Origin of the sequence: Rhodopseudomonas telluris (assembly GCF_042432815.1) — a bacterium.
GTDB classification, from domain to species: domain Bacteria; phylum Pseudomonadota; class Alphaproteobacteria; order Rhizobiales; family Xanthobacteraceae; genus Rhodopseudomonas; species Rhodopseudomonas telluris.
This window is the reverse complement of sequence record NZ_JBHLWM010000003.1, coordinates 472,785-497,592: the sequence shown is the minus strand read 5'-3', so window position 1 is coordinate 497,592 and position 24,808 is coordinate 472,785. Positions and strand designations below refer to the sequence as shown.

General features: G+C 66.4%; 27 protein-coding genes. 16 read left to right on the top strand and 11 right to left on the bottom strand.

Going from position 1 to position 24,808, the window contains the following annotated elements:
- Positions 1-323 precede the first annotated feature (323 nt).
- A complete protein-coding gene (locus tag ACFFJ6_RS09120) occupies positions 324-1,115 on the top strand; it encodes a Bax inhibitor-1/YccA family protein (protein ID WP_378386694.1) in 792 nt (263 codons plus the stop codon).
- 339 nt (positions 1,116-1,454) lie between these two features.
- Positions 1,455-1,994 (top strand): GNAT family N-acetyltransferase, encoded by a 540-nt coding sequence (locus ACFFJ6_RS09115; protein ID WP_378386691.1) that lies wholly within the window; start codon positions 1,455-1,457, stop codon positions 1,992-1,994.
- Between the two features lie 208 nt (positions 1,995-2,202).
- Here ACFFJ6_RS09115 and ACFFJ6_RS09110 read toward each other — a convergent pair whose 3' ends face one another.
- The 3 genes from ACFFJ6_RS09110 to acnA all read right to left on the bottom strand — a co-directional run bounded on the left by ACFFJ6_RS09110 (position 2,203) and on the right by acnA (position 6,590).
- The gene (locus ACFFJ6_RS09110) at positions 2,203-2,571 is read right to left on the bottom strand and encodes a DUF2794 domain-containing protein (RefSeq protein ID WP_378386689.1); all 369 of its coding nucleotides are present in this window, start codon (positions 2,569-2,571) and stop codon (positions 2,203-2,205) included.
- Positions 2,572-2,956: 385 nt separating this feature from the next.
- A complete protein-coding gene (locus ACFFJ6_RS09105) occupies positions 2,957-3,715 on the bottom strand; it encodes a DUF1223 domain-containing protein (protein WP_378386687.1) in 759 nt (252 codons plus the stop codon).
- A gap of 157 nt (positions 3,716-3,872) precedes the next feature.
- Positions 3,873-6,590 (bottom strand): aconitate hydratase AcnA, encoded by a 2,718-nt coding sequence (gene acnA / locus ACFFJ6_RS09100; protein ID WP_378386685.1) that lies wholly within the window; start codon positions 6,588-6,590, stop codon positions 3,873-3,875.
- Positions 6,591-6,804: 214 nt separating this feature from the next.
- On the opposite strand from acnA, the gene ccmA reads away from it, so the two are divergent.
- The 6 genes from ccmA to ACFFJ6_RS09070 all read left to right on the top strand — a co-directional run bounded on the left by ccmA (position 6,805) and on the right by ACFFJ6_RS09070 (position 10,635).
- A complete protein-coding gene (gene ccmA, locus ACFFJ6_RS09095) occupies positions 6,805-7,407 on the top strand; it encodes a heme ABC exporter ATP-binding protein CcmA (protein WP_378386682.1) in 603 nt (200 codons plus the stop codon).
- Between the two features lie 273 nt (positions 7,408-7,680).
- Positions 7,681-8,349, top strand: coding sequence for a heme exporter protein CcmB (gene ccmB / locus ACFFJ6_RS09090; protein WP_378386680.1), 669 nt, complete (start codon positions 7,681-7,683; stop codon positions 8,347-8,349).
- Positions 8,350-8,437: 88 nt separating this feature from the next.
- Positions 8,438-9,172 (top strand): heme ABC transporter permease, encoded by a 735-nt coding sequence (locus tag ACFFJ6_RS09085; protein WP_378386678.1) that lies wholly within the window; start codon positions 8,438-8,440, stop codon positions 9,170-9,172.
- Positions 9,172-9,348 (top strand): heme exporter protein CcmD, encoded by a 177-nt coding sequence (gene ccmD / locus ACFFJ6_RS09080; RefSeq protein WP_378386676.1) that lies wholly within the window; start codon positions 9,172-9,174, stop codon positions 9,346-9,348. The genes ACFFJ6_RS09085 and ccmD overlap by 1 nt, the downstream gene beginning before the upstream one ends.
- The gene (locus tag ACFFJ6_RS09075) at positions 9,345-9,938 is read left to right on the top strand and encodes a DsbE family thiol:disulfide interchange protein (RefSeq protein WP_378386674.1); all 594 of its coding nucleotides are present in this window, start codon (positions 9,345-9,347) and stop codon (positions 9,936-9,938) included. Before ccmD ends, ACFFJ6_RS09075 begins: the two co-directional genes overlap by 4 nt.
- A 304-nt stretch (positions 9,939-10,242) precedes the next feature.
- Entirely contained in the window at positions 10,243-10,635 is a 393-nt protein-coding gene (locus ACFFJ6_RS09070; protein WP_378386672.1) for a ComEA family DNA-binding protein, read from the top strand.
- Between the two features lie 184 nt (positions 10,636-10,819).
- On the opposite strand, the gene ACFFJ6_RS09065 is transcribed toward ACFFJ6_RS09070, so the two are convergent.
- Both ACFFJ6_RS09065 and ftsY read right to left on the bottom strand, forming a co-directional pair.
- Positions 10,820-11,422, bottom strand: coding sequence for a septation protein A (locus ACFFJ6_RS09065; RefSeq protein ID WP_378387051.1), 603 nt, complete (start codon positions 11,420-11,422; stop codon positions 10,820-10,822).
- Positions 11,423-11,433: 11 nt separating this feature from the next.
- Complete coding sequence (ftsY, locus tag ACFFJ6_RS09060; RefSeq protein WP_378386670.1) at positions 11,434-12,378, bottom strand: signal recognition particle-docking protein FtsY; 945 nt, start codon at positions 12,376-12,378, stop codon at positions 11,434-11,436.
- 28 nt (positions 12,379-12,406) lie between these two features.
- On the opposite strand from ftsY, the gene ACFFJ6_RS09055 reads away from it, so the two are divergent.
- On the top strand, positions 12,407-13,372 hold the full coding sequence (locus ACFFJ6_RS09055) for an RluA family pseudouridine synthase (RefSeq protein WP_378386667.1): 966 nt from the start codon (positions 12,407-12,409) through the stop codon (positions 13,370-13,372).
- A 70-nt stretch (positions 13,373-13,442) separates the two neighbouring features.
- Here ACFFJ6_RS09055 and ACFFJ6_RS09050 read toward each other — a convergent pair whose 3' ends face one another.
- A complete protein-coding gene (locus ACFFJ6_RS09050) occupies positions 13,443-14,384 on the bottom strand; it encodes an AraC family transcriptional regulator (RefSeq protein ID WP_378386665.1) in 942 nt (313 codons plus the stop codon).
- Between the two features lie 314 nt (positions 14,385-14,698).
- Between ACFFJ6_RS09050 and ACFFJ6_RS09045 the strand changes: the two genes are divergently transcribed.
- Together ACFFJ6_RS09045 and ACFFJ6_RS09040 are read left to right on the top strand one after the other, a co-directional pair.
- Positions 14,699-15,811 (top strand): DUF2336 domain-containing protein, encoded by a 1,113-nt coding sequence (locus ACFFJ6_RS09045; RefSeq protein WP_378386663.1) that lies wholly within the window; start codon positions 14,699-14,701, stop codon positions 15,809-15,811.
- A 44-nt stretch (positions 15,812-15,855) separates the two neighbouring features.
- Entirely contained in the window at positions 15,856-16,140 is a 285-nt protein-coding gene (locus tag ACFFJ6_RS09040) for a PilZ domain-containing protein (protein ID WP_378386661.1), read from the top strand.
- On the opposite strand, the gene mtaB is transcribed toward ACFFJ6_RS09040, so the two are convergent.
- Positions 16,121-17,410, bottom strand: coding sequence for a tRNA (N(6)-L-threonylcarbamoyladenosine(37)-C(2))-methylthiotransferase MtaB (mtaB, locus tag ACFFJ6_RS09035; RefSeq protein ID WP_378386659.1), 1,290 nt, complete (start codon positions 17,408-17,410; stop codon positions 16,121-16,123). The two genes, ACFFJ6_RS09040 and mtaB, sit on opposite strands and share 20 nt — an antisense overlap.
- Complete coding sequence (gene dapF, locus ACFFJ6_RS09030; protein WP_378386657.1) at positions 17,410-18,291, bottom strand: diaminopimelate epimerase; 882 nt, start codon at positions 18,289-18,291, stop codon at positions 17,410-17,412. The genes mtaB and dapF overlap by 1 nt, the downstream gene beginning before the upstream one ends.
- Before the next feature lie 216 nt (positions 18,292-18,507).
- On the opposite strand from dapF, the gene ACFFJ6_RS09025 reads away from it, so the two are divergent.
- Together ACFFJ6_RS09025 and ACFFJ6_RS09020 are read left to right on the top strand one after the other, a co-directional pair.
- Complete coding sequence (locus ACFFJ6_RS09025) at positions 18,508-19,269, top strand: GyrI-like domain-containing protein (RefSeq protein WP_378386655.1); 762 nt, start codon at positions 18,508-18,510, stop codon at positions 19,267-19,269.
- Positions 19,266-19,985: an SIMPL domain-containing protein gene (locus ACFFJ6_RS09020; protein ID WP_378386653.1), complete on the top strand. Its 720-nt coding sequence runs from the start codon at positions 19,266-19,268 to the stop codon at positions 19,983-19,985. Before ACFFJ6_RS09025 ends, ACFFJ6_RS09020 begins: the two co-directional genes overlap by 4 nt.
- A 138-nt stretch (positions 19,986-20,123) precedes the next feature.
- Here ACFFJ6_RS09020 and ACFFJ6_RS09015 read toward each other — a convergent pair whose 3' ends face one another.
- The 3 genes from ACFFJ6_RS09015 to ACFFJ6_RS09005 are packed head-to-tail and all read right to left on the bottom strand — an operon-like array spanning position 20,124 to position 21,849.
- Positions 20,124-21,185, bottom strand: a complete 1,062-nt coding sequence (locus tag ACFFJ6_RS09015) for an MBL fold metallo-hydrolase (RefSeq protein ID WP_378386651.1) — start codon at positions 21,183-21,185, stop codon at positions 20,124-20,126.
- Between the two features lie 4 nt (positions 21,186-21,189).
- Positions 21,190-21,600 carry a type II toxin-antitoxin system VapC family toxin gene (locus ACFFJ6_RS09010; RefSeq protein ID WP_378386649.1) on the bottom strand — a complete coding sequence of 137 codons (411 nt, stop codon included), beginning with the start codon at positions 21,598-21,600 and terminating at the stop codon, positions 21,190-21,192.
- Complete coding sequence (locus tag ACFFJ6_RS09005) at positions 21,601-21,849, bottom strand: type II toxin-antitoxin system Phd/YefM family antitoxin (protein ID WP_378386647.1); 249 nt, start codon at positions 21,847-21,849, stop codon at positions 21,601-21,603.
- 266 nt (positions 21,850-22,115) lie between these two features.
- Between ACFFJ6_RS09005 and ffh the strand changes: the two genes are divergently transcribed.
- The 3 genes from ffh to rimM all read left to right on the top strand — a co-directional run bounded on the left by ffh (position 22,116) and on the right by rimM (position 24,712).
- Positions 22,116-23,666, top strand: a complete 1,551-nt coding sequence (gene ffh / locus ACFFJ6_RS09000) for a signal recognition particle protein (RefSeq protein ID WP_378386642.1) — start codon at positions 22,116-22,118, stop codon at positions 23,664-23,666.
- Positions 23,667-23,830: 164 nt separating this feature from the next.
- Positions 23,831-24,154, top strand: coding sequence for a 30S ribosomal protein S16 (rpsP, locus tag ACFFJ6_RS08995; RefSeq protein ID WP_378386640.1), 324 nt, complete (start codon positions 23,831-23,833; stop codon positions 24,152-24,154).
- A 9-nt stretch (positions 24,155-24,163) separates the two neighbouring features.
- The gene (rimM, locus tag ACFFJ6_RS08990) at positions 24,164-24,712 is read left to right on the top strand and encodes a ribosome maturation factor RimM (RefSeq protein ID WP_378386638.1); all 549 of its coding nucleotides are present in this window, start codon (positions 24,164-24,166) and stop codon (positions 24,710-24,712) included.
- The last annotated feature ends 96 nt before the right edge of the window (positions 24,713-24,808 follow it).

The window sequence follows — 24,808 nt, the reverse complement described above, 5'->3', positions numbered from 1 at the left end:
ACGGCCATCGTCCGGCATCCGGACAGGGCCGTGCGGCGGCCGCAACCGGCGCAGGAAACCGGCCCCGGCTGCGACCAAAGTCGCTGCCTGGAGCTTAACCCTGAAGCTGCGGAGCGACATTCAGCCGCGCATAAACCCTTGCCCCTATTGTGTTAGTTTCCCACATATCGGAATGGGTCGGGCAGCGCGCCGGCGACTTGGGTGGCGAATTCGGTGACCGAATTCAGTGACCCGAACTTAACGTCCGCCGCGCATCACTGTCCGGATAGTTTTCATCGGCTTCGCCACCCTTCGCGGCGCCGAACCAACTCAGGATCTCGACCATGTCGGACTTGGACCGTAACTACGCCTCTCCCTTCGGCCGGGCCGCCGGTCGCGTCGACAGCGCGACCGTGGATGCCGGTCTGCGCGCCTACATGCTGCGCATCTACAACTACATGACGATCGGCCTGGCCATCACCGGCCTGGCCGCTCTGGGCGTCTACATGGGCGCCGTGACCACCGATAGCACCGCCGCCGCCGCGCGGGTCGGCAACACCATGCTGACGTCGTTCGGCGTGGCGATGTTCGTCAGCCCGCTGAAGTGGGTGTTCATCCTCGCCCCGCTGGCGATGGTGTTCGCCATCTCGTTCGGTATCAACCGGCTGAAGCCGCAGACCGCGCAGATGCTGTTCTGGGCGTTCTCGGCCCTGATGGGTATCTCGCTGTCGTCGATCTTCCTAGTGTACACCCACACCTCGATCGTGCGGGTGTTCTTCATCACCGCCGCCTCGTTCGGTGCGCTGAGCCTCTACGGCTACACCACCAAGCGTGACATGACCGGCATGGGCTCGTTCCTGATGATGGGCCTGATAGGCATCATCATCGCCAGCCTGGTGAACCTGTTCGTCGCCTCGTCGATGCTGCAGTTCATCGTGTCGGTGGTCGGCGTTCTGGTGTTCGCGGGCCTCACCGCCTGGGATACGCAGCGCCTGAAGAACGACTACATCTACGGCTACGCCTCGGAAGGCGGCGACGTCGCGGAGCGCGCGGCGATCACCGGCGCCCTGTCGCTGTACCTGAACTTCATCAACCTGTTCACGCTGCTGCTGCAGCTGCTGGGACAGAAAGAGTAAGCACCTCCCCGGTGCCGACCATCAAAGCCCCGGCCTCGCGCCGGGGCTTTTTTGTTGGGGCGAGGTTTTGTTGGAGGCGCTCTTGTCAGGATCGGCTGAGTGAGACGACACGGCCCGCCCCACCCACTCCCGTCATCGCCCGGCTTGACCGGGCGACCCAGTATTCCAGAGCGCGCGTTGCTAACCTCCGCCGCTCTGAAATACTGGGCCCTCCGCTTTCGCGGAGGGTGACGGCGGGGGATGGTGGCGGTGGGGATGGGTGACGGTGGGGATGGAATCGCCGGCCTCTCTTGCGTATGACGGCGCGTTCGAAGCGCACCGCTCGTCTCAGGGCCTCTCATGTCCGACCTTCTCGTCCGCCCCGCTACACCCGCCGACCTCCCCGCCATCACGGCGATCTACGACGAGGCGGTGCGCGCCGGCACCGCGACGTTCGAACTGACGCCGCCGGATCTTGCCGAGATGACGCGGCGGTTCGAGACGCTGACCGGCGGCGGATTTCCCTATCTGGCGGCGCTGCTGGACGGCGAAGTCTGCGGCTACGCCTATGCGGGCCCGTACCGGCCGCGGCCGGCCTATCGGTTCACCGTCGAGAACTCGGTGTATCTCGCCCCGGCGGCGCAGCGCCGCAGCGTCGGCACCGCGCTGCTGCGCGAGTTGATCGCGCAATGCGAAGCGCGCGGCTTCCGGCAGATGATCGCGGTGATCGGCGACTCGGCCAATGCCGGCTCGATCGGCGTCCACCGCAAGACGGGCTTCGAGCTGATCGGCGTTCACCGCAACGTCGGCCTGAAATTCGGCCGCTGGCTCGACACCGTGATGATGCAGCGCGCGCTCGGCGACGGCGGAGAGACGGTGCCGGAGCAGGGCCAAGTGTAGATCGCGGCAGTCGCGTCGCCATCAGCCGTCACCCTCCGCGAAAGCGGGGGGCCCAGTAGTCCAGAGCGTCAGAGGCTTAATAATGCGCGCTCTGCGATACTGGGTCGCCCGGTCAAGCCGGGCGATGACGTGAGGGGGTGGGGCGGCGGCGGAGCATGCGGCCAGCTCCGGGACGCAACCCCGAGACAACTCCGGGGCCAGGCTCAGCTCACACCAGCGCCAGTTTCCGGTCGATCACCAGCAGCACGCGGTCGAGTTCGTGGCCGCGGCGGAGGATCTGGCCGCTGGCGCCAACCACGCTGTAGGCGCCCTGCTTGCGGGCCAGCCGCGGATCCTTGACGATACGGTAGATCGGAACCTCGGAGGCGCGGCGGAAGATCGAGAACACCGCCTGATCCTTGAGGAAGTCGATGGCGTAGTCGCGCCACTCGCCCTCGGCCACCATGCGGCCGTAGAGGTTGAGGATGCGATTGAGTTCAAGGCGATTGAACGTCACCCGTGGCTGCAACGGAGCGACGCCCTGGCGCTCCGCCGCGCGACTCTCGCCGGGATCGGCCTCCTCGGAATACAAGCTCATCGGCGCCTCCTGTCACTGAGGTGACATGATTGCGCCGACCCGGGTGCGCCGCAAGAGGACTTAAAGCAGGAGGCCGGCGGCGGCCGCAGAGGTGACCGGCCAGAAACACCGGCTCACACGTTCGTTAGGTCGAATCTTATTACCGCCCGAATTTCGCCCAGCGATGGCCAACCGGACCTGCAAAGTTACGATCACTGCGTTGGCTCGGTTCCTTCGGTTTCGGATTCCTCAGCCCCCAGCCCCCCGAGGCAGTCGGGACCGGGCCTGCGCAGCAGCTTAAATCCCCCGACTGGGCCAACGCGAGTTGGTCCTTTTTGTTTTTTGGGGTCTTTATTTCTCAAGCTCAGCGTTCGGCGGTGCGGCGCAGCCGCCGCATTCCCACCCTTTAGTGCAGCGACGTGAAGGCCCCGCCGAGCATCGGGCCGGGCCGGTCGCGGCTGCCGTCCTGCACATACACCACGGCCGCATCGATGCCGTCGTGCGCGATGTTTTCCAGCGGCACCGACCAGCTCCCGGCGGTTCCGGTCCAGTCGCCGACCTTCAGCAGATTGCGGACGACGTTGTGATAGGTGATCTCGCGGCCGCGGTTCTCGCCGCGCGTGATCGTGATCGGCACCGCCTTCGACACCGCACAGATCCACACCTCGCCCTGCCGGGCGGCGGCGTCCGCCGGCGCGGCGGCGACCGAGACCTTGATCTCCTTGCCGTTGACCGCCATCGAGACCGGCACCGTCATGCTGCCGGTGGTCTTGTCGGTGGTCTTGATCGCCTCCTCGATGCCGGCGCGGTTGCTGCCGACCAGATGCGCCGCGCCGTTGACCACCACCTGCGGGGTGTAGACGTCGCGGTCGCCTCGCATCTGCGAATAGGCTTTCTGGCGCGCGCTGAAGCGAGCGTCCGCCAGCGTATCTTTCCAGCCGAGATAGTCCCAGTAATCGATCGGCAGGCTCAGCGCGATCACCGAGGGGTCCTTGGCGAGATCGCCGATGATCCGGTCCGCCGGCGGACAGGACGAGCAGCCCTGCGACGTGAACAGCTCCACCACGGCGCGCGGGCCGGCAGCGGTCGAAGCATGCGTCGTCGCGATCAGGGCGCACACACCGAGTGCGCCGGACCATCGCGAAAAGCCAGGAAGTCGGATCATCGTCGCCTTTGCCGGGAGCAGGCGACGGCAATTGCGCCGCCGCTCGGGAGTGCCTTGAAAACGAAAAGGCGGCCCTTTGCATAGGCCGCCTTCCGTTCACCTGCCACTCACTTCGCAGTGAGGCTTTTTGGCCACTTTTGTGGCCGCCGAAGCCCGCTTAGGCGGCGAGCTTGCGCAGCACGTAGTGCAGGATACCGCCGTTACGATAGTACTCCAGCTCGTCCAGCGTATCGATGCGGCAGAGCAGCGGCACGCGCGAGACTTTGCCGGCGGCCGACTTGATCTCCGCCTCGAGCATCTGCCGCGGCTTGAGATCGCCCTGCAGGCCCTTGATGGTGACCGTCTCGTCGCCCTTGAGGCCGAGCGACGACCACGAGATGCCGTCCTCGAAGGTCAGCGGCAGCACGCCCATGCCGACCAGGTTCGAACGATGGATGCGCTCGAAGCTCTGGCAGATCACGGCGCGAACGCCGAGCAGACGGGTGCCCTTGGCGGCCCAGTCGCGCGACGAGCCGTTGCCGTATTCGGCGCCGGCGAACACCACCAGCGGCACCTGCTCGGCCTGATACTTCATGGCGGCGTCGTAGATCGACATCTGCTCGCCGTCCGGCCAGTGCTTGGTGAGGCCGCCTTCCGGAATGTTGCCGTCGGCGCCCTTCAGCATGAAGTTCTTGATGCGGATGTTGGCGAAGGTGCCGCGCATCATGACTTCGTGGTTACCACGACGGGTGCCGTACTGGTTGAAGTCGGCCGGGCGCACCTGGTGCTCCGACAGATACTTGCCGGCCGGCGAGGTCAGCTTGATCGAACCGGCGGGCGAGATGTGGTCGGTGGTGATCTTGTCGCCGAACAGCGCCAGGATGCGGGCGTCGACGACATCGACGATCGGCTCCGGCTGCATCTTCATGCCTTCGAAGTACGGCGGGTTCTGCACGTAAGTGGAGCTCATGTTCCACTTGTAGGTCTCGCTGTTGACCGTCTTGATCTTGCGCCAGTTGGTGTCGCCCTTGAACACGTCCGCGTAGCGCGTCTTGAACACCTTCGAGGTCACGTACTTCTTGACGAAGGCGTTGATCTCCTTGGTGGTCGGCCAGATGTCCTTGAGGTACACGGGCTGGCCGTCCTTGCCGGTGCCGATCGGCTCGACCGACAGGTTCTTGGTCACCGAACCGGCGAGCGCGTAGGCGACCACCAGCGGCGGCGACGCCAGGTAGTTGGCCTGCACGTCCGGCGAGACGCGGCCTTCGAAGTTGCGGTTACCCGACAGCACGGCCGCGGCGACGATGCCGTTGTCGTTGATCGACTTCGAGATCTCTTCCGGCAGCGGGCCGGAATTGCCGATGCAGGTGGTGCAGCCGAAGCCGACCAGGTTGAAGCCGACCTTGTCGAGATCCTTCTGCAGACCCGAATTCGCCAGATACTCGGCGACCACCTGCGAGCCCGGGGCCAGCGAGGTCTTCACCCACGGCGCCGACTTCAGGCCCTTGGCGGCGGCGTTGCGGGCCAGCAGGCCGGCGCCGATCAGCACGCTCGGGTTCGAGGTGTTGGTGCAGGAGGTGATGGCGGCGATCACCACGTCGCCGTGGCCGAGGTCGAAGTTCTTGCCCTCGACCTTGTAGCGCGTGCCGTCGAGCGCCTTCTTGTACTCGGTCTCCATCGCGGCGGTGAAGCCTTCGGCGACGCCCGACAGCGCGATGCGGCCCTCGGGACGCTTCGGGCCGGCCATCGACGGCTCGACCTTGGCGAGGTCCAGCGTCAGCGTCACGGTGAACACCGGATCGGGCGACGCCGAGGTGCGGAACAGGCCCTGCGCCTTGCTGTACTTCTCGACCAGCGCGACGCGCGCCGAGGCGCGGCCCGAGGTCTTCAGATAGTCCAGCGCTTCGGAGTCGACCGGGAAGAAGCCGCAGGTCGCGCCGTATTCGGGCGCCATGTTGGCGATCGTCGCCTTGTCGGCGACCGAGAGATGGTCGAGGCCCGGGCCGAAGAATTCGACGAACTTGCCGACCACGCCCTGCTTGCGCAGCATCTGGGTGACGGTGAGCACCAGGTCGGTGGCGGTGACGCCTTCCTTGAGCGCGCCCTTGAGCTTGAAGCCGACCACTTCGGGCAGCAGCATCGACAGCGGCTGGCCGAGCATCGCGGCTTCCGCCTCGATGCCGCCGACGCCCCAGCCGAGCACGGCGAGGCCGTTGACCATGGTGGTGTGCGAGTCGGTGCCGACCAGCGAGTCCGGATAGGCGACTTCGAACGTGCCCTTGGTGCGGCCGATCGTCATCTTCTGCTTCTTGGTCCAGACCGTCTGGGCCAGATATTCCAGATTGACCTGGTGGCAGATGCCGGTGCCGGGCGGCACCACCGAGAAGTTCGAGAACGCCTTCTGGCCCCACTTCAGGAACTCGTAGCGCTCCTGGTTCTGCTTGTATTCCTCGGCGACGTTCTTGCCGAACGCCTTGTTGTCACCGAAGAAGTTGACGATCACCGAGTGGTCGATGACGAGATCGACCGGGACCAGCGGGTTGATCTTCTCGGCGTCGCCGCCGAGCGCCTGCATGGCGTTGCGCATCGCCGCCAGATCGACCACCGCCGGAACGCCGGTGAAATCCTGCATCAGCACGCGCGCCGGGCGGAAGGCGATTTCGTGCTCGAGCTTCTTCTTCCGCATCCACTTCGCCACCGCCATGATGTCCGCCTTGGTGACGGTGCGGTCGTCCTCATTGCGCAGCAGATTCTCCAGCAGCACCTTCATCGAGTAGGGCAGGCGGGAGATGCCTTTCAGGCCGTTCTTCTCGGCGGTGGGCAGGCTGTAATAGACGTAAGACTTGCTGCCGACCTTGAGGATCTTCCGGCATTTGAAGCTGTCGAGCGAGGTCATGTAAGGCGGTCCCAGGATTTATCGTTGTCGATGGGCAGGCGGTGGTCCGGCGCCGGAGAAGAAGCCGTGCGGCTTGCAGGCGCCGATGGTGTGCTGCATCAAGTTCCGGCTTATAGAACCTTTCCAGATGCGCCGCCAGTTCGACAATGACTAGCGGCGGCATCGATTATGAGCAAGACGAAGTCGGCGCGGGAACGGGAATAGGCAAGCGAGAATGCGGCTGCGTGGACGGGGCCTGCGATGCATACGAGGCGGCCGCGAGGTCTTCGATGGGCTCGACTTCGAGGTGGCTTGCGGCGAGGCGCTGACGCTGGTCGGGCACAATGGCGCGGGCAAAACCTCGCTGCTGCGGCTGATCGCCGGCCTGTTGCAACCGGCGGCTGGTACCATCACGGTCGAGGGCGGCGAGCAGGACACACCGGTCGCCGAACAGGCGCATTATCTCGGCCACCGCGACGCGCTCAAACCGTCGCTCAGCGTGTCTGAAAATCTGGCGTTCTGGCGCGAGTTCCTCGGCGGCGAAACCACCGACCTCGCGGCCGCGATCGCCGCGGTCGGACTCGGCCACGCGGCTGAGCTGCCGGCCGCATACCTCTCCGCCGGCCAGCGGCGCCGGCTGTCGATCGCCCGCCTGCTGGTGGTCCGCCGGCCGATCTGGCTGCTCGACGAGCCGACCTCGGCGCTCGATGTGAAGGGCCAGGAGCTGTTCGTCCGGCTGATGCAGGACCATCTCGCCGGCGGCGGCCTGATCGTCGCCGCGACGCATCTGCCGCTGGGGATCGAAGCGCGCGAGATGCGGATCGGGGTGCGGGTATGAGCGGGGTGAGGTGGTGATAAACTCGTCCGCCGCTGCGGCTTTGCTGTCGCCGACACCGTGCCTGGGGACCCCCACCCCCGACCCCTCCCCGCAAGGGGGAGGGGGGACCAGACGCCGTGCCATGTCGCTGCTCGACTGTTCTTCCTGCACCTCCCCACTCACTCCCCTCGCGGCTCCTCGGCTCCCCTCCCCCTTGCGGGAAGGGGTCGGGGGTGGGGGGGCCGCGGGGAATGGGGCTCGTCATGGAAACCCGCCCGCCGCAGGAGCCGACCGATGACCGCCCTCAAGGCCATCATGCGCCGCGACATCGCGATTGCGCTGCGGGTCGGGGGCGGCGCGCTGATCGGCGTGCTGTTCTTCCTCACCGTTGTGGTGCTGATGCCGTTCGCGGTCGGGCCGGATCTGCAGCTGCTGCAGCGACTTGGACCGGCGATCCTGTGGCTCGGAGCGCTGCTGGCAAGCCTGTTGACGCTCGACCGGCTGTTCACCGCCGACGCCGAGGACGGCTCGCTCGACCTGATCGCGATGAGCCGCACACCGCTGGAGCTGACCTGCGCCGCCAAGGCGCTGGCGCACTGGCTCGCGGCCGGGCTGCCGCTGATCGTCGCCACGCCGGTGCTCGGCCTGCTGCTCAACCTCGACGGCAGCGCGTCGCTGGCCGTGATGGCGACGCTGCTGGCCGGGACCCCGGCGCTGACCTTCACCGGGATGATCGGCGCCGCGCTGGCGGTGACGCTGCGCCGCGGCGGGCTGCTGCTCGCCGTGCTGGTGCTGCCGCTGGCGATTCCCGTGCTGATCTTCGGGGTCGCCGCCTCGCAGGCCGCGATCGTCGGGCCGGTTCCGTTCGGCACCCCGTTCTCGATCCTGTGCGCGATCTCGCTGATGAGCCTGGTGATCGGCCCGTTCGCAGCGGCGGCCAGCCTGCGCCAGGGGCTGGATTGAGATCGCGGCCGATCAACTCCCGCTGAAGCGGCGGCCTCCGGAGAAGGCCGCATTGCCTGCACCCCATCCTCCCGATATCAGGAACGCCATGACGCTGACCGAACTCGCCAATCCGACCCGGTTCCTGTCGCTCGCGGGGCGTGTGCTGCCGTGGCTGGCCGGGCTGACGGTGCTGCTGCTCGGCATCGGTCTCGTCCAGTCGATGCTGGCGCCGGACGATTACCAGCAGGGCGCGACCGTCAAGATCATGTTCGTGCACGTGCCGAACGCCTGGCTGGCGATGTTCGTCTGGGGGGTGATGAGCGTCGCCTCGCTGGGCACGCTGGTGTGGCGGCATCCGCTCGCCGACGTCGCCGCCAAGACCGCCGCGCCGATCGGCGCCGCCTTCACGTTCCTGGCGCTGCTCACCGGATCGCTGTGGGGCCGGCCGATGTGGGGCACCTATTGGGAATGGGACGCGCGGCTGACCTCGATGCTGATCCTGTTCCTGATGTATCTCGGCCTGATCGCGCTGTGGCGCGCGGTCGAGGACCCGTCCCGCGCGGCGCGCGCCGCCGCGGTGCTGACGCTGGTCGGCGCCATCAACCTGCCGATCATCAAGTTCTCGGTCGACTGGTGGAATACGCTGCACCAGCCCGCCTCGGTGATGCGGATGGGCGGGCCGGCGCTCGACAAGTCCTTCCTGATCCCGCTGCTGGTGATGGCAATCGGCTTCTCGCTGCTGTTCGTGACGCTGCATGTCGCGGCGATGCGCAACGAGATCCTGCGCCGCCGGGTGCGGTCGCTGCAGATGATGCAGGCCAGCCGGTTCGAGGCGGCGTGATGTTCGGTCGCTACGCGGAATTCATCGTCTCGTCCTACGCGGCCACCGCGCTGGTGATCGTGCTGCTGATCGCCTGGGTGGTGATCGATTATCGCCGTCAGAAGGCGCGGCTGCGCGACCTCGAAGCCCGCGGCGCGACGCGGCGCTCCGGCCGCAGCGCGACGGACCTGTCATGAGTTCGCCCCTCGCCGACGCCCCCGCGCCGAAGCGCCGCTCCTGGCTGGTGGTGCTGCCGCTGCTGGTGTTCGCCGGGCTGGCGGTGCTGTTCTGGTTCAGGCTCGGCGATCGCGACATCGCGCGGATTCCCTCGGCGCTGATCGGCCGCGAGGCGCCGCAGACCGTGCTGCCGCCGCTCGAGGAGCTGGCCCGCGACGGCGCCGCGGTGCCGGGCATCGCGCCGGCGCTGTTCGCCGGCAAGGTCAGCGTCGTCAATGTCTGGGCGTCGTGGTGCGTGCCCTGCCACGACGAAGCGCCGCTGCTGACCGCGCTCGGCGACGACAAGCGGATCCAGATCGTCGGCATCAACTACAAGGACAAGCCCGATAACGCCCGCCGCTTCCTCGGCCGCTACGGCAACCCGTTCGCCGCCGTCGGCGTCGACGCCAATGGCCGCGCGGCGATCGACTGGGGCGTCTACGGCGTGCCGGAGACCTTCGTGGTCGGCCGCGACGGCCGGATCGCCTACAAGCTGGTCGGCCCGATCACGCCCGACAATCTCGACAAGGTACTGAAGCCCGAGATCGAGATGGCGCTGGCGAAGTCCTAGCAGCGTTCATCCTCACCCTCTCCCCGACCGCTGCGAGCCCCCTCTCCCGCCTGCGGGAGAGGGCTGGGGTGAGGGCGACGCGGGCAGTGACTCAGTGACTCGTTGATGGGAGTGCCCTCACCCGGATCGCTCCGCGATCCGACCTCCCCCGCAAGCGGGGGAGGTTGCGCTGCGCCGCGTGGACACGCTTCCCGAAGAAATAATCAGCAACGTTTATCGCAGGTTCATTTGGCGGCCTTGGACCCGCCATGAATCGACGGCTAGCTTGGTTCCGTTACTAACAACGTCCTTGGAGGACACCCCGATGCGTACTTTGAAGTTGCGCCACCTCACCCTCGCCCCGCTCGCCGCCGCGCTGGCCTTCGGCCTGCTCACCAGCGCCCCCGTGATGGCCCAGGGCACCCAGACTGCGCCGTCCGGCACCATGGCGCCGGCGCCGAAGGCCGATACCAAGATGGCCCCGGCCAAGGACAGCAAGATGGCGCCCGCCAAGGCGGAGAAGACCGAGCTGCTCGATATCAACTCGGCCACCGCCGAACAGCTCGACGCCCTGCCCGGCATCGGCAAGGCCTACTCGGCCGCGATCATCAAGGGCCGCCCCTACAAGGGCAAGGACGAGCTGGTGCAGAAGAAGATCGTCCCCGAGAAGACCTACGAGAGCATCAAGGACAAGATCATCGCCAAGCAGAAGAGCTGATTTGGCGAATTGAGCTATCAACTCGCGAATAGTTCTTCAGCTTCCCGCGACCGTCATTGCCGGGCTCGACCCGGCAATCCATCTTGTTCAGAAGGATGGATGCCCGGGTCAAGCCCGGGCATGACGGCGGTGGAGTGGGCGATGCCGCGTTCAGGCCAGCAATGCCAGCAATGACGTAACAGCCTCAGCGCCCCGACACGTCGCCTTCGTCGGCGGCGCTCTTGTCGAGCGTGGCGGGTTCGGCGGCGTAGCGTTTGGCCAGCGGCATCTGCAGCATGGCGAACAGCATGGTGATCGGCACCATGCCGAACACCTTGAACGACACCCAGAACTCGGTCGACTGCGTCCGCCACACCGCCTCGTTCAGCACCGCCATCGCGGCGAAGAACAGCGCCCAGCGTGCCGTCAGCTTGCGCCAGCCCTCCGGCGTCAGGTTGAACACCTGATCGAACAGGATGGCGATGAAGCTGCGGCCGAACAGCAGCCCGCCACCGAGCACCGCGGCGAACAGCGCGTACACGATGGTCGGCTTCATCTTGATGAAGGTCTCGTCGTGCAGCACCAGCGTCAGCGTGCCGAACACCAGCACGACGACGGCAGTGACGATCGCCATGATCGGCACATGCCTGGTCACCACATAAGACGCGATGATCGCGACGATCACCGCCACCATGAAGGCGCCGGTGGCGGCGAACAGATTCCACTTCGCATTGACGAAGAAGAACACCAGCAGCGGCCCGAGTTCGGTCGCCAGCTTGAACAGCGGGTGCGGCTGCTTCTTGTCGATCAGCTCGTCGCTCATGCGGCCTCCGTGCCGGCGATCGCCTTGGCGAAATCGCGTGCGGTGAACGGCGCCAGATCCTCGACGCCTTCGCCGACGCCGACGAAATGCACCGGCAGCTTATGCTTCTCGGCGATGGCGACCAGGATGCCGCCACGCGCGGTGCCGTCGAGCTTGGTCATCACCAGGCCGGTCACGCCAGCCGTCTTGGTGAAGGCCTCGACCTGCGACAGCGCGTTCTGACCGACGGTGGCGTCGAGCACCAGCAGCACGGCGTGCGGCGCGCTGGCATCGACCTTCTTGATCACCCGCACGACCTTTTCCAGCTCGCTCATCAGCTCGGCGCGGTTCTGCAGCCGGCCGGCGGTGTCGATCAGCAGCACGTCGCGGCCCTGATCCTTGGCGGCGGTCAGCGCGTTGAAGGCGAGACCCGCGGAGTCCGAACCCTGCGCGCCGGCGATCACCGGCGTATTGGTGCGGTCGCCCCAGACCTTGAGCTGCTCGATCGCGGCGGCCCGGAAGGTGTCGCCGGCGGCCATCATGACGCTGCGGCCTTCCGCCGCGAAGCGCGCCGACAGCTTGCCGATCGTGGTGGTCTTGCCGGAGCCGTTGACGCCGACCACCAGCACGACGAACGGCTTGTGGGCCGTGTCGATGGTGAGCGGCTTGGCCACCGGAGCCAGCACCTTCTCGACCTCGGCGGCGACGATTTCCTTGACGTCGCTGGCCGCGATCATCTTGTCGTAGCGGCCCTCGCCGACCGCCGCGGCGATCCGCGATGCCACCTCGGTGCCGAGATCGGCGCGCAGCAGCACGTCCTCGATCTCTTCCAGCATCGCCCGATCGAGCTTGCGCTTGGAAATCAGATCGGTGAGCGCCGTGCCGATCTGGCTCGACGTCCGCTTCAGTCCGCTGGACAGCCGCCGCCACCAGCTCGTTTTGCCGTTTTCCGTGTCACTCATCAGGGCGCTGTGTTAGCCGTTTCGGACCATGAACGAAAGCCACGCAGATCAATTCGACGTGCCGGAACTGACGCCGGACGAGATCCAGGCACGGGTGCTGCATCGCGACGGCCTGATGCTGGTGATCGACAAGCCGCCCGGCCTGCCAGTGCATCGCGGACCGAAGGGCGGACCGAACCTCGAAGCCTCGTTCGACGCGCTGCGGTTCGGCCTGCCGCGCCCGCCGGTGCTGGCGCATCGGCTCGACCGCGACACCTCGGGCTGCCTGGTGCTCGGCCGCCACCGCAAGGCCACCGCCACGCTCGGCCTGCTGTTCAAGCACAGCAAGATTTCCAAGACCTATTGGGCGATCGTCGAGGGCGGCCCGATCGAGGACCGGGGCGAGATCGATCTGCCGATCGCGCGGCTCAACGCCGAACGCGGCTGGTGGCAGAAGGTCGATCCCACGGGCCTGCCGTCGCTGACGAAATGGCGGGTGATGGGACGGTCGGGGCCTTTGCCGGCCGTGGCGACGACCGCCTCCGCAGCATCCGCCCCGCCGCCCGACGCCGCGGCAAATGGCTCCCCTCCCCCTTGCGGGGAGGGGTCGGGGGTGGGGGTGCCCCGAAGCGAGGCTCCCGTTGTGGACCCCCACCCCAGCCCTCCCCGCAAGGGGGAGGGAGCTCGCCCCGCTGGGGGCGAGGCGACCGATCCGTCTCGCAAGCCGGGCGCGATTCTTGGCGCGGCGCCGCCGACGCAGCTCACCTGGCTGGCGCTGGAGCCGATCACCGGCCGCACCCACCAGCTGCGGGTGCATTGCGCCGCGATGGGCTGGCCGATCGTCGGCGACAATATCTATGGCAATGGCCCGCGCTTCGGCGAGCCGCGGCTGCATCTGCACGCCCGCGAGATCGTGATCCCGCTGTCGCGCAACAAGCCGCCGGTGATCGTCACCGCTCCGCCGCCGGCCCACATGCATCCGCGGCTGCGGACATGTGGTTGGACGGACAATTAGTCAGCCGGCGCCGGGGTCGTCGCGGCGATGGGGACCTGAAACACGTCCCTGTCGCAACCCGGTCGACGACCTAGTGCGCCAGCGCGAGGGTCTCGGACGGCAGTTCGCCGAAGTGAGTCCGGTAGCTTCGCGAGAAGTCGCTCAGATGCCAGAAGCCGTAGGCGAGCGCGCACGCCTTGACGCTGATGTTGCCGCTCAGCAGCCGTTGCCGGACCAGCCAGAGCCGCTTGAGCCGGAGGTAGCGATGCAGGCTCATGCCGCGATATTGCAGCACCGCGGTGTGGATGGTGCGGACCGACACGCCAAGAGCGCGCGCCAGCTCGCCGCTGTAGATCGGATTCGCCGGATTAGCGAAGATGATCTCGTCGATGCCTTTGACGATACTCAAAAACCGCTCAGTATGCTCCGACCGCGAACCGAGTAGTGAGACCGAATCCGCAAAAGCCTCGTCCGCGGCGGCGAGTAGTGACTCCCTCATTCCCTCCACGACTTCCGGCTTGCGCAAGTCATCGGGATATTGCGACGCGAGATTGATGATTTCCTGCACCAGGACGCGAAGCCTGCTGTGGGCCGGCTGCGAGACGGTGAAAATCTCGAAGCCCTTGATGGGCGCAGGCCAGCCACGGTCGCGTATTTCTTGATCGAACACCACGCTTGCGAAGCATCCGGGCGTGTTTTCGTGCGCCACGCAACTGTCGCCGCCATAGGCGAGAACAAGCGTCGTGCCGCAGACATCGATGCCGTTGATCTGCACCGCAACGTCATCGCACATCGAGAATCCGATCCTGGTGCTTCCCGGCAACAGCGTCGCATCGATCAGACGGGGAAACGTCCGCTCCACGATGAGATGGAAGCCCGGCAAGCTTACTATCAACTGCCTGGCCGAAATCTTTCGGGTGAGCGGGATGAACTCGAGCGCCACCAGCTCGTCGCACCATCGATATTGATCGACATCGTCGAAGCAACAGATCCGCAGTGCGGACGATGGAGCCAATGAGTTGGTGGTCTTCATTGTGTTTCAAAACAATTCAGAAAATCGTGCCCGACAGGCGCGCATGAAAAATGAGCAGACCGCTTACTTGCACGGCACTACGAATTCATCGTCGGGCTCGCTCACGTGATCGATTAGCATCTGAAGGCCGCTCCGTCGAAATGTCTAGGTGTTTGCAGATTTTCGATATCGATTCTACCGCTCGTTAAGTCCTGTCTAACCAGCGCTTGGAACATTGCAGAACGAGTTGACGGACTGCGTATCACCGGCTGGCGGAATTACACGCGCCGCAGGCGAATGAGGCAGGACGATAAGTTGCGAAGGATAATTTCGACGTGTCCGCTTCCCAGACGATGACGACCCAAGCCTCCTTGCTGGACGAGCTCGAATTCGCGTTTCAGACGGGGTCGGCCGAACGCCGCCTCGAGACGCTGCGCCGGATCACGGATCTGTTTCTGGGCGGCAGCAACAAATTCAACGAGGAGCAGATCGCGGTTTTTGATCAAGTCCTTGGGCATCTGATCCGGAAGATCGAAACGCGGGCTCTGGCCGAGCTGAGCGTTCGCCTGGCGCCGATCGACAATGCGCCGCTGGAAACGATCAGAAGCCTCGCAAGAAACGACGATATCGAAGTCGCCGGACCGGTGCTCGCCGAATCCGCGCGGTTGACGACGAGCGATCTCGTGGAGATCGCCAAGACCAAGGGACAGGCTCACCTGCTGGCGATTTCCGGACGTCCGACGCTGACCAACCCGGTCACGGATGTACTGGTCTCGCGCGGCAACAATGAAGTGTATCACCGCCTGTTGAGCAACGAGACATCCTCGATCTCGGCGGCGGGTTTTGCCGTGCTTGCCAAAGCTGCCGAGAACGACGAGCTGCTCGCCGAAAAAGCGGGTCGGCGCATTGATATCCCGATCAAGCTGTTACGCGATCTGTTGCTGAAGGCGAAGGAAGCCGTGCGCGAAAGGCTGCTGGCGGTGATGCCGGCCAAGGTCCGGGACGAGGTCCAGCACATCCTGAATTCGGTGGTGCAGGCGGTGGACCACGAGGTCTCGCAGCCGCGCGATTTCGCGGCGGCCCGCAAGTTCGTCGAGCTCCTGAAGGAAAAGGGCGAACTCCAGGAGAGGGACCTGCTGCGGTTCGCCAAAGCCGGCCAGTACGAGGAAACGGTCGCGGCGCTGTCGTTGCTGGCATCGACGCCGATCGACCTTCTTAAACCTCTGATGCAGAGCCCGCGCTGCGACGGCTTGCTGGTGCCTTGCCGCGCCGCCGACTTCCGGTGGGAGACGGTCAGCGCAATCCTGCAGATGCGCCTTCCGGGCGTGCCTCTGACGGAGGTTGAGCTCGACCGGATCGGACAGGAGTTTGCGAAGCTGTCGAAAGCGAGCGCGCAGCGGATGCTTCGGTTCTGGAAGGTGCGGGAAAGCACGCAAGCGAGCGGCTAGCGCAAGCCGCGCCAGTCGGCGAATTCGAGCGGGAGGAAACGGCAATGTCGTGGGACAAACGCAAGGCCAAGCGCGTGCAATTTCACCCCAGGAGTAGCATCGATGTCCGCATCGTCGGCGTCGACGGCCTGTGGCGACGCGACTGCAAGCTTCTGGATATTTCGGAATCCGGCGTCCTGCTGAGCTACACCGGCTCGGTACAGGACCTGGACCTCAGGACCTTCATCCTGCGGTTTCAGCCGGAGGGCATGGCCAGCCGGCGTTGTTCGGTCGTGCGGATCGAAGCCGGCCGCATCGCGGCGCGGTTCGTCAAGCAAGCGGCCCGCTGAGCTGCGCCACAAGCCGCGCGCCGTCGTGCCCCGCCATGGTCAGCCGCCGCACCACGCCGGGCGTGTCGCCGCCAATGGAGACCGGGATGAAATGCTCGGTCCGGCCCTGCGTCGTGCTTTCGATCAGCACATCGCGCACGGCGCCGACTTCGGTCACCAGCCGCCGCAGCAGCGCGGCCTCGCCGGCGGCGCGAAGGCGCCTCGCCCGGTGCTTGACGACACCGCCCGCCACCTGCGGCATCCGCGCCGCCGGCGTGCCGGGCCGGGGCGAGTAGGGAAACACGTGCAGGAAGGTCAGGCCGCAATCCTCGACCAGATCGAGCGAGCGCTGAAACATCTCCTCGGTCTCGGTCGGGAAGCCGGCGATCAGATCGGCGCCGAGCGCGATGTCGGGCCGCAGCCGGCGCACCTCGTCGCAGAACGCGATCGCGTCTGCGCGCGCATGCCGCCGCTTCATCCGCTTCAGGATCAGGTCGTCGCCGGCCTGCAGCGACAGATGCAGATGCGGCATCAGCCGCTCTTCATTCGCCAGCGCGTCGAGCAGATCACGGTCGGCCTCGATGGAGTCGATCGAGGAAATGCGCAGCCGCTGCAACTCGGGGACGTGGCGTAGGACCTTCTTGACCAGCGTGCCGAGCTTCGGCGTCCCCGGAAGATCAGCGCCGTAGCTGGTGAGGTCGACGCCAGTCAGTACGATTTCGGCATGGCCGCGCTCGGCCAAAGTGCGGACCTGATCGACCACCGCGCCGACCGGCACCGAGCGCGAATTGCCGCGGCCGAACGGGATTATGCAGAAGGTGCAGCGATGGTCGCAGCCGTTCTGCACCTGCACGAACACCCGCGGCAGGCCGCTCTGGTAACCATCCAGCAGATGCGGCGCCATCTCGCGCACCGCCATAATGTCGGCGACGGCGATCTTCTGCTCGCGCCCGAGCCCGAACGCATCGGCATCGAACGCCGTCCGCGCCGCGCGCCAGGCCTCGCCGCGCATCTTGTCGTCATTGCCGATCACGCGGTCGACTTCGGCCATCGCCGCGAAGGTCGCGGGTTCGGTCTGCGCGGCGCAGCCGGTGACGACGATGCGCGCGCCCGGCCGCGCGCGCTTCAGCTTGCGGATTTGCTGGCGCGCCTGCGCCACGGCCTCGTTGGTGACCGCGCAGCTATTGACGACGATCGTCTCCGTGAGGCCGGCGCCCTCTGCCTCGCGGCGGATCACTTCGGATTCGAAGGCGTTGAGGCGGCAGCCGAAGGTGACGATCTCGACCGTCATCAGGCCGGATTGGAATTCAGCGACGGCGCGAACAGCGCCGGATCGAACCGGCCCTCGAACTCGAACTCGGCGCCGCCGGTCATCAGCACGTGGTTGTCGGCCTCGCGCCACTCGATGGTGAGCTTCCCGCCCGGCAGCGTCATCTCGACGACGCGCCCCGTCCGCTTCAGCCGCGCCGCCGCCACCGCCGTCGCACAGGCGGCCGAGCCGCACGCCTTGGTCAGGCCGGCGCCGCGCTCCCAGGTCCGCATCGTGATGTGCTCGCGATCGACGATGTGGGCGAGCGTGATGTTGGCGCGCTCCGGAAAGATCGGATGGTTTTCCAAGAGCGGCCCGAACCGGCCGAGATCGTAAGCCTCGATGTCGTCGACCCAGAAGATCGCGTGCGGGTTGCCCATCGAAACCACCGACGGCGTGTGCAGGATCGGCGCGTCGATCGGGCCGATCTGCAGCTCGATGCCGCGGGTGTCGCGAAACTCTTCGGCGAGCGGAATATCCTGCCAGCCGAATTTCGGCTCGCCCATGTCGACGGTGAACAGCCCCTCGGCCGGACCGCGCCAGCAGTTGAGCAGGCCGGCGCGGGTCTCAAACGTCAGGCCGCTCTTGTCGGTGCCGGCGAACATCTGCGAGGCGACGCAGCGCATGCCGTTGCCGCAGGCGCCGGATTCGGAGCCGTCATTGTTGTAAATACGGACGAAGGCCTCGGTGCCGGGCAGACGCGCCGGCTGCAGCAGCATCAGCTGGTCGTAGGGCACATGCGCCGCCACCGCGCGGGCGTCGTCCGGCGTCACCGGCGCTTTCTGGTCGCGCAGGTCCACCACCACGATCTCGTTGCCGATGCCGTTCATCTTGGCGAACAGGCGATTGTCCAGCGCGCTCATGCTTTCCGATCCTCTTCGCGCCTATATGGCGAAGCACGGCGGTTTTGGCCAGTCCGGCGCCCGGACTCGCAGCCCGCCACAGTCAAGCCACATGCGGATCGCAAGGGACGAAAGCGCCGGCCGGATGTTAGGAAGGTCACGGCGCTGACGATCCGCCGGGCGCTTGCGGATCGCCGCGACCGGCAGCGCTCCGCTGCGGCCAGGGAGACATTTGGAATGAACCGCCCCCGCTTGATCCGCCCCGTTTGGCTCGGGCTCACCTCCGCCGCGGCCTTGATGCTCGGCGTTACCGGCGCGCTGGCGCAGACCGAGACCAAGCCGGCCGACACGCCCGCGACGCCTCCGGCCGCGGCGACACCCGCTCCGGCGACGCCGTCTGCTCCCGCAACACCGGCCGCTCCTGCAACGCCGGCCACCCCGGCCGCGCCCGCAACACCGCCGGCGGCCACCGAGACCCCCGCAACGCCTCCGCCGGCCGCGCAGGCGCCGGCCACTCCGCCCGCCAAGGTGCAGACCGCCGATCCGTTCGGCGAGGAGATCACGCTGGAGCCGAAATCCGCCGTGATCCTGAAGGGCAAGGCGAGCTGGGACGCCGCCTTCGAGGCGCTGATGGAGGCGTTCAAGACGCTCACCGCCACGCTCGACAAGGCGGGCGTCAAGCCGAACGGCAACCCGATGATCGTCTACACCTCGACGGACGACAACGGATTCACCTTCCAGGCCGAGATGCCGGTGCCGGAAGCGCCGAAGAACCTGCCGAAGACGATGAGCATGGGCACCACGCCGGACGGCAAGGCGCTGAAATTCGTCCACCGCGGGTCTTACGACAACATGGACAACACCTACGAGGCGATCACCAACCACCTCGACGACAAGAAGATCGAGGCCAAGGACACCTTCGTGGAAGAGTACCTCACCGATCCGCTGACCACAGCGGAAGACAAGCTGGTCATCAACGTCTATGTGCCGATGAAATGATGCTGCCCCTTCGTTCGCTGCTGTCCGCCCTCGCCGTCTCCGCATTCGCCGCCGCGCCATTGCACGCGCAGACGGTTTCCTCGCCTCAGCCGCAACAGCCGGCCATCACGGTGACCGGCGAGGCGCACAAATCGGTCGCGCCGGATATCGCCCAGATCGAGGCCGGCGTTTCCAACGTCGCCAAGACGGCCCGCTCGGCCGCCGAAGCCAACAACATGGCGATGGGCAAGGTGCTGCTGGAACTGAAGAACGCCAACCTCGACGCCAAGGACATCCAGACCTCGCGGCTGTCGATCCAGCCGCAATATGCGTCGTCCAACCGGCCCGGCCCGACCGAGATCAACGGGTATCTGGCCAGCAACATGGTGACCGTGCAGGTCCGTGACACCGCCCGCGTCGCCAGCCTGATCGATACGCTGGTGCAGGCTGGCGCCAACGAGATCCGCGGCATCAGCTTCCGTGTCGCCGATCCGTCCAAGGTGCTGGACGACGTCCGCGCCGAGGCGGTCGCCGATGCGCGCCGCAAGGCCGAGATCTACGCCCGCGCCGCAGGCGTCACGCTCGGCGCGCCGCTGGTGATCACCGAGGACACGCAGCCCGGCCCGATGCCGATGCGCAAGATGGTAATGGCCCAGTCCGCCAGCGCCGCCATCGCGCCCGGCGAGGAAACGCTGGGCGTCACCGTGCTGGTGAGCTGGGCCATCAAGGCGCCGTAGTAGCCGTCCGCACCCATAGGACGGCAGCCTCCCGTCATTGCGAGCGAAGCGAAGCAGTCCAGCGCCGTGCACGTGGCGCGGATTGCTTCGTCGCTGCGCTCCTCGCAATGATGGAAGATTTGACCCGCTGGGCGACCATCAGATCTCGAACACCTGCCCCGGCTTCAGCACCCGGAAGCGCTCGCGCGGGACGCCGGCGGCATCGAGCGCCGCGTAGAGATCCTGCTCGGGCGCATCGATCGCCTCGTCGGTGAGCTGGAACGTGAAGTGATGATTGGCGAGCGCCTGCTGCGCGCCGCAATCGGTCAGCGCCATTACGGCATCCGCCGGATTCATGTGCTGATCCTTCATGAACCAGCGCGGCTCGTAGGCGCCGATCGGCAGGATCGCCAGCCGCAGCGGGCCGTGCGCCGCGCCGACGTTGCGGAAGTGCCTGCCGTCGCCATAGCCGGAATCGCAGACGACGTAGATCTTGCCGGCCGGCGTCTCCAACACGAAGCTCGCCCATAGCGCGCGATTGCGATCGAACGGCCCGCGCGCGGTCCAGTGCCGCGTCGGCACCAGCGTCACCGCGACGCCGTCGCCCAGTTCGACACGATCGCTCCAGTCGTAAGCCTCGGCGCGGATCGCGGCGTCATGGCCGGTCATCGTGAGGTCGTTGCCGAGCGGCGTGATCACCCGCGGCGCATCGCGGGCGGCGAGCCGCGACAGCGTGACGAGATCGAGGTGATCGTAATGGCCGTGCGACACCAGCACGCGATCGATCTTGGGCAATTTGTCGAAGGCGATGCCCGGGTCGTTGTGACGTTTCGGCCCGGCGAAGCTGACCGGCGACACTCGCTCGGACCACACCGGATCGATCAGGATATTGAGCCCGCCGGTCTGCAGCAGCCAGCTGGCATGCCCGACATAGCTCAGCCGCGCGGCGCTGCCGGTGACGCGCGGCGGCGGGACGTCGGTCGACGCGTTCGGCAACCAGTCCGGCCACTTGGCCGGCTTGCTGGTGAACCGCCAGCGCAGCACGTCGAGCCACCCCTTCGGCGGGGCGCCGTCGCGGTCGAAGAAGCGCTCACCGTCGAAATGATCGGTGATCGGGCCTTTGTACGAAGTCATGCGGGATGCCCAGAAGGAGGAAAGACCGGCAGTGGCAGCAAGGCCGGCAAAGGTCGCCAGCAGACGGCGGCGGGTGATCAGCGTCATGCGCTCATGCGCCAACCAGCGCGACGCTCTCGGCCTCCGCGGCCCGAACCAGCGCCGCATCCAGCGTCGCCAACTCGATCCGCTCGCGCTGTGCCAGCTCGAGATAGGCGGCGTCGTAGAAGGTCAGGCGATGGCGCTGGGCCAGCTCGAACAGCGCGTTCGACGATGATGGAAGGCGATCAAATGTGATGGCCGCGCGATTGATGCGGTCCAACACACGCTTGATCTGCTGATCGTCGATACGGCCTCGCCTCGATCCGACCAACAAGGTGTTCCGGAGTTCAAACCAGAACAGCGCGGGCGCCACCGCGGTTGCGCTGCCTTGGAGGCGCGCAAACGCTGCATCGGCGACGCGCGCATCCTCATCGTCGAAACAATAGGCCGCCGCGACGGAGGCATCGAGCACGAAGCGCATTTAGAAGCGACGACCTTCGTCACGCCAAGCGATAATCTCTTCTGCGGTCGCCGGCCCAGACTTCTTGCGCAGTTGTTTCAGTTCTTCGATAGCCCGCCGGGCATCCTCCCGATTGCTTTCGTCAAACGGAGGCGCCAGCTCAACCGACCGTCCCCCCTCACGACTGATCGTAACCGTCTCGCCCCGCTCGACCTCGTCGAGCAGTTCCGCGATATTGGCGCGCGCATTCGCCAGACTGACGTGCTTCATGACTTTCGACCTTCGTTAAGTAACCGATATATAGCAACTTTTGGATGGTTCGGCAGTCCCGGCGAAAGCCCGAAATGCCGCAATTCTTGACTTCCCGGCGTCGTCGCGTGTAGATGCCGGCGAAATCTCGAAAAGTCTTCTTTTCGATCCGCCGACCGGTCCTGGAGGCCGGAGGTCAACGCCCGACAGCGCGATGCGCCCTCGGGCGCCATAAGTGTTTGGTTTTGTAGGCCTTTCGCCGGAAGGCCGTCGCTGGAATTGGGCCGATGTTCGACAATCTGTCGGAAAAGCTGGGTGGCATTCTCGATCGGCTGACCGGGCGCGGGTCGCTCAGCGAGGCCGATGTCGATGCGGCGATGCGCGAAATCCGCCGCGCGCTGCTGGAAGCCGACGTCGCGCTCGAAGTGGTGCGCTCCTTCACCGACAAGGTCCGCGAGCAGGCGATCGGCGCCACCGTCGTCAAGTCGGTCAAGCCCGGTCAGATGGTGGTCAAGATCGTCAATGACGAGCTGATCGCCATGCTCGGCTCCGACAGCCAGGCGATCGACCTCAACGCCGTGCCGCCAGTGCCGATCATGATGGTCGGCCTGCAGGGCTCCGGCAAGACCACCACCACCGCCAAGCTGGCGCGCCGGATGACCCAGCGCGACAAGCGCAAGGTGCTGATGGCGTCGCTCGACGTCTATCGCCCGGCCGCCATGGAGCAGCTCGCGGTGCTCGGCCGCGACCTCGGCATCGACACGCTGCCGATCGTCGCCGGCCAGAAGCCGCCGGATATCGCGCGCCGCGCCATGGAAGCCGGCAAGCTCGGCGGCTACGACGTCGTGCTGCTCGACACCGCCGGCCGCACCACGCTCGACGAAGAGATGATGACCGAGGCGGCCGAGATCAAAGCCGCCGCCAGCCCGCACGAAGTGCTGCTGGTCGCTGACTCTCTGACCGGTCAGGACGCCGTCAATCTCGCCCGCGCGTTCGATCAGCGCGTCGGCCTCACCGGCATCGTGCTGACGCGAATTGACGGTGACGGACGCGGCGGCGCCGCGCTGTCGATGCGCGCCGTCACCGGCAAGCCGATCAAGCTGATGGGCACCGGCGAAAAGACCGACGCCCTCGAAGACTTTCACCCCAGCCGGATCGCCGGCCGCATCCTCGGCATGGGCGACATCGTCTCGCTGGTCGAGAAGGCCGCCTCGACGCTCGACGCCGAGAAGGCCGCCGCCGTCGCCGAGAAGATGCGCAAGGGCAAGTTCGACTTGGCCGATATGCGCGAACAGCTGCAGCAGATGTCCAAGATGGGCGGCATCGGCGGCCTGATGGGGATGATGCCCGGCATCTCCAAGATGAAGAACCAGATCGCCGCCGCCGGCATCGACGACAAGATCCTCAAGCGCCAGGTCGCGATCATCGATTCGATGACCCGCGAGGAGCGCAAGAACCCCGACATCCTCAAGGCCAGCCGCAAGAAGCGCATCGCCGCCGGCGCCGGCATCAAGGTCGAGGACGTCAACAAGCTGCTGAAGATGCATCGCAACATGGCCGACATGATGAAGGCCGTGAGCCGCGGCAAGGGCGGCCCGATGGCCGGCCTCGCCAAGGCGATGGGCTTCGGTGGCGGCATGCCCTCCGCCGACGAGATCAAGGCGATGCAGGACAAGATGAAGAGCGGCGAGATGCCCGAGGGCATGCCGGAGCTGCCCAAGGATCTGCCGGCGAGCCTGCGCGGCGGCCTGCCCAATCTGCCGGGCCTCACCGGCCTGTCCGGCAAGCCGACCCTGCCCGGCCTCGGCGGCTTCCCCGGCTTCGGGAAGAAGAAATGAGGCCGCTCACTCACCGCCCTTTTGTCATTCCGGGATGCGCCCGCAGGGCGCAGGCGCGGAATCCATACTCCCTGCAGGGGTTATGGATTCCGGGTTCGCACTCCGGAATGACGATAAGCAACTAAGCGTTTCAAACACATCGAACCCCCACCTAAGGAGCTCACATGTCCGTCGTCATCCGCCTCGCGCGCGCTGGTACCAAGAAGCGCCCGTTCTATCACGTCGTCGTCGCCGACTCGCGCTTCCCGCGCGATGGCCGCTTCATCGAGCGTCTCGGCTACTTCAACCCGCTGATGGCCAAGGACAACGAAGCGCGCCTCAAGCTCGACCTCGACAAGGTCAAGGATTGGCTCGCCAAGGGCGCCCAGCCGTCGGATCGCGTCGCCCGCTTCCTCGACACCGCCGGCGTCAAGAAGCGCGAAGCCCGCAACAACCCCGAGAAGGCGGTGCCGCGCAAGGAGCGCAAGGCCGCCGAAGCCGGCAAGTAAGCCGGACCCATGGCGTCCGGGCTGATCCGCGACGCCCGGCAGATCTGCGTCGCGCGAATCGGCGCGCCGCACGGCGTGCGGGGCGCGGTACGGCTGTGGAGCTTCACCGCCGATCCGTTCGCCGTGGCCGACTACGGAGCGCTCGCCACCAAGGACGGCGCGCGCTCGTTCGAGATCGCCACGGCGCGAGAGGCCAAGGACCATCTGGTGGTGACGCTGAAGGGCGTCACCACGCGCGACGAGGCCGAGCGCCTCAACGGACTCGAACTCTATGTGCCGCGCGACGCGCTGCCGCCGACCGAGGACGACGAGTACTACCATGCCGACCTGATCGGCCTCGCGGCGGTGACCACCGCCGGCGAGCCGCTCGGCCGCGTGGTGGCACTGCATAATTTCGGCGCCGGCGACATCATCGAGATCGCTCCGCCATCAGGACCGACGCTGCTGCTGCCGTTCACCAACGCGGTGGTGCCGACCGTCGACTTGAAGGCCGGCCAGGTGATCATCGAGCCGCCGGACGAGATCGAAGGCGATACGCCGAACCATCCGGAGGCGTGAGCCTCCGGGCGGCCTTGTTTCGCCCGATCGCCGCAACGCTTATTGTCGTCATCGCCGGGCTTGACCCGGCGATCCATCCTCCTGCGAAGAAGATGG

Bases quoted from the DNA above. Each gene is read 5' to 3' on its own strand.
- ACFFJ6_RS09075 (WP_378386674.1), top strand. From the start codon at position 9,345: ATGAGTTCGCCCCTCGCCGACGCCCCCGCGCCGAAGCGCCGCTCCTGG.
- dapF (WP_378386657.1), bottom strand. From the start codon at position 18,291: ATGAGCGCGCTGGACAATCGCCTGTTCGCCAAGATGAACGGCATCGGC.
- ACFFJ6_RS09020 (WP_378386653.1), top strand. From the start codon at position 19,266: ATGATGCTGCCCCTTCGTTCGCTGCTGTCCGCCCTCGCCGTCTCCGCA.
- ACFFJ6_RS09110 (WP_378386689.1), bottom strand. From the start codon at position 2,571: ATGAGCTTGTATTCCGAGGAGGCCGATCCCGGCGAGAGTCGCGCGGCG.
- acnA (WP_378386685.1), bottom strand. From the start codon at position 6,590: ATGACCTCGCTCGACAGCTTCAAATGCCGGAAGATCCTCAAGGTCGGC.
- rimM (WP_378386638.1), top strand. From the start codon at position 24,164: ATGGCGTCCGGGCTGATCCGCGACGCCCGGCAGATCTGCGTCGCGCGA.
- ACFFJ6_RS09055 (WP_378386667.1), top strand. From the start codon at position 12,407: ATGAACGAAAGCCACGCAGATCAATTCGACGTGCCGGAACTGACGCCG.
- ccmB (WP_378386680.1), top strand. From the start codon at position 7,681: ATGACCGCCCTCAAGGCCATCATGCGCCGCGACATCGCGATTGCGCTG.
- ACFFJ6_RS09010 (WP_378386649.1), bottom strand. From the start codon at position 21,600: ATGCGCTTCGTGCTCGATGCCTCCGTCGCGGCGGCCTATTGTTTCGAC.
- ACFFJ6_RS09105 (WP_378386687.1), bottom strand. From the start codon at position 3,715: ATGATCCGACTTCCTGGCTTTTCGCGATGGTCCGGCGCACTCGGTGTG.
- ACFFJ6_RS09115 (WP_378386691.1), top strand. From the start codon at position 1,455: ATGTCCGACCTTCTCGTCCGCCCCGCTACACCCGCCGACCTCCCCGCC.
- ACFFJ6_RS09085 (WP_378386678.1), top strand. From the start codon at position 8,438: ATGACGCTGACCGAACTCGCCAATCCGACCCGGTTCCTGTCGCTCGCG.
- ACFFJ6_RS09015 (WP_378386651.1), bottom strand. From the start codon at position 21,185: ATGACGCTGATCACCCGCCGCCGTCTGCTGGCGACCTTTGCCGGCCTT.
- ccmD (WP_378386676.1), top strand. From the start codon at position 9,172: ATGTTCGGTCGCTACGCGGAATTCATCGTCTCGTCCTACGCGGCCACC.
- ACFFJ6_RS09025 (WP_378386655.1), top strand. From the start codon at position 18,508: ATGAACCGCCCCCGCTTGATCCGCCCCGTTTGGCTCGGGCTCACCTCC.
- ccmA (WP_378386682.1), top strand. From the start codon at position 6,805: ATGCGGCTGCGTGGACGGGGCCTGCGATGCATACGAGGCGGCCGCGAG.
- ACFFJ6_RS09005 (WP_378386647.1), bottom strand. From the start codon at position 21,849: ATGAAGCACGTCAGTCTGGCGAATGCGCGCGCCAATATCGCGGAACTG.
- mtaB (WP_378386659.1), bottom strand. From the start codon at position 17,410: ATGACGGTCGAGATCGTCACCTTCGGCTGCCGCCTCAACGCCTTCGAA.
- ffh (WP_378386642.1), top strand. From the start codon at position 22,116: ATGTTCGACAATCTGTCGGAAAAGCTGGGTGGCATTCTCGATCGGCTG.
- ACFFJ6_RS09040 (WP_378386661.1), top strand. From the start codon at position 15,856: ATGTCGTGGGACAAACGCAAGGCCAAGCGCGTGCAATTTCACCCCAGG.
- ACFFJ6_RS09050 (WP_378386665.1), bottom strand. From the start codon at position 14,384: ATGAAGACCACCAACTCATTGGCTCCATCGTCCGCACTGCGGATCTGT.
- ftsY (WP_378386670.1), bottom strand. From the start codon at position 12,378: ATGAGTGACACGGAAAACGGCAAAACGAGCTGGTGGCGGCGGCTGTCC.
- rpsP (WP_378386640.1), top strand. From the start codon at position 23,831: ATGTCCGTCGTCATCCGCCTCGCGCGCGCTGGTACCAAGAAGCGCCCG.
- ACFFJ6_RS09120 (WP_378386694.1), top strand. From the start codon at position 324: ATGTCGGACTTGGACCGTAACTACGCCTCTCCCTTCGGCCGGGCCGCC.
- ACFFJ6_RS09070 (WP_378386672.1), top strand. From the start codon at position 10,243: ATGCGTACTTTGAAGTTGCGCCACCTCACCCTCGCCCCGCTCGCCGCC.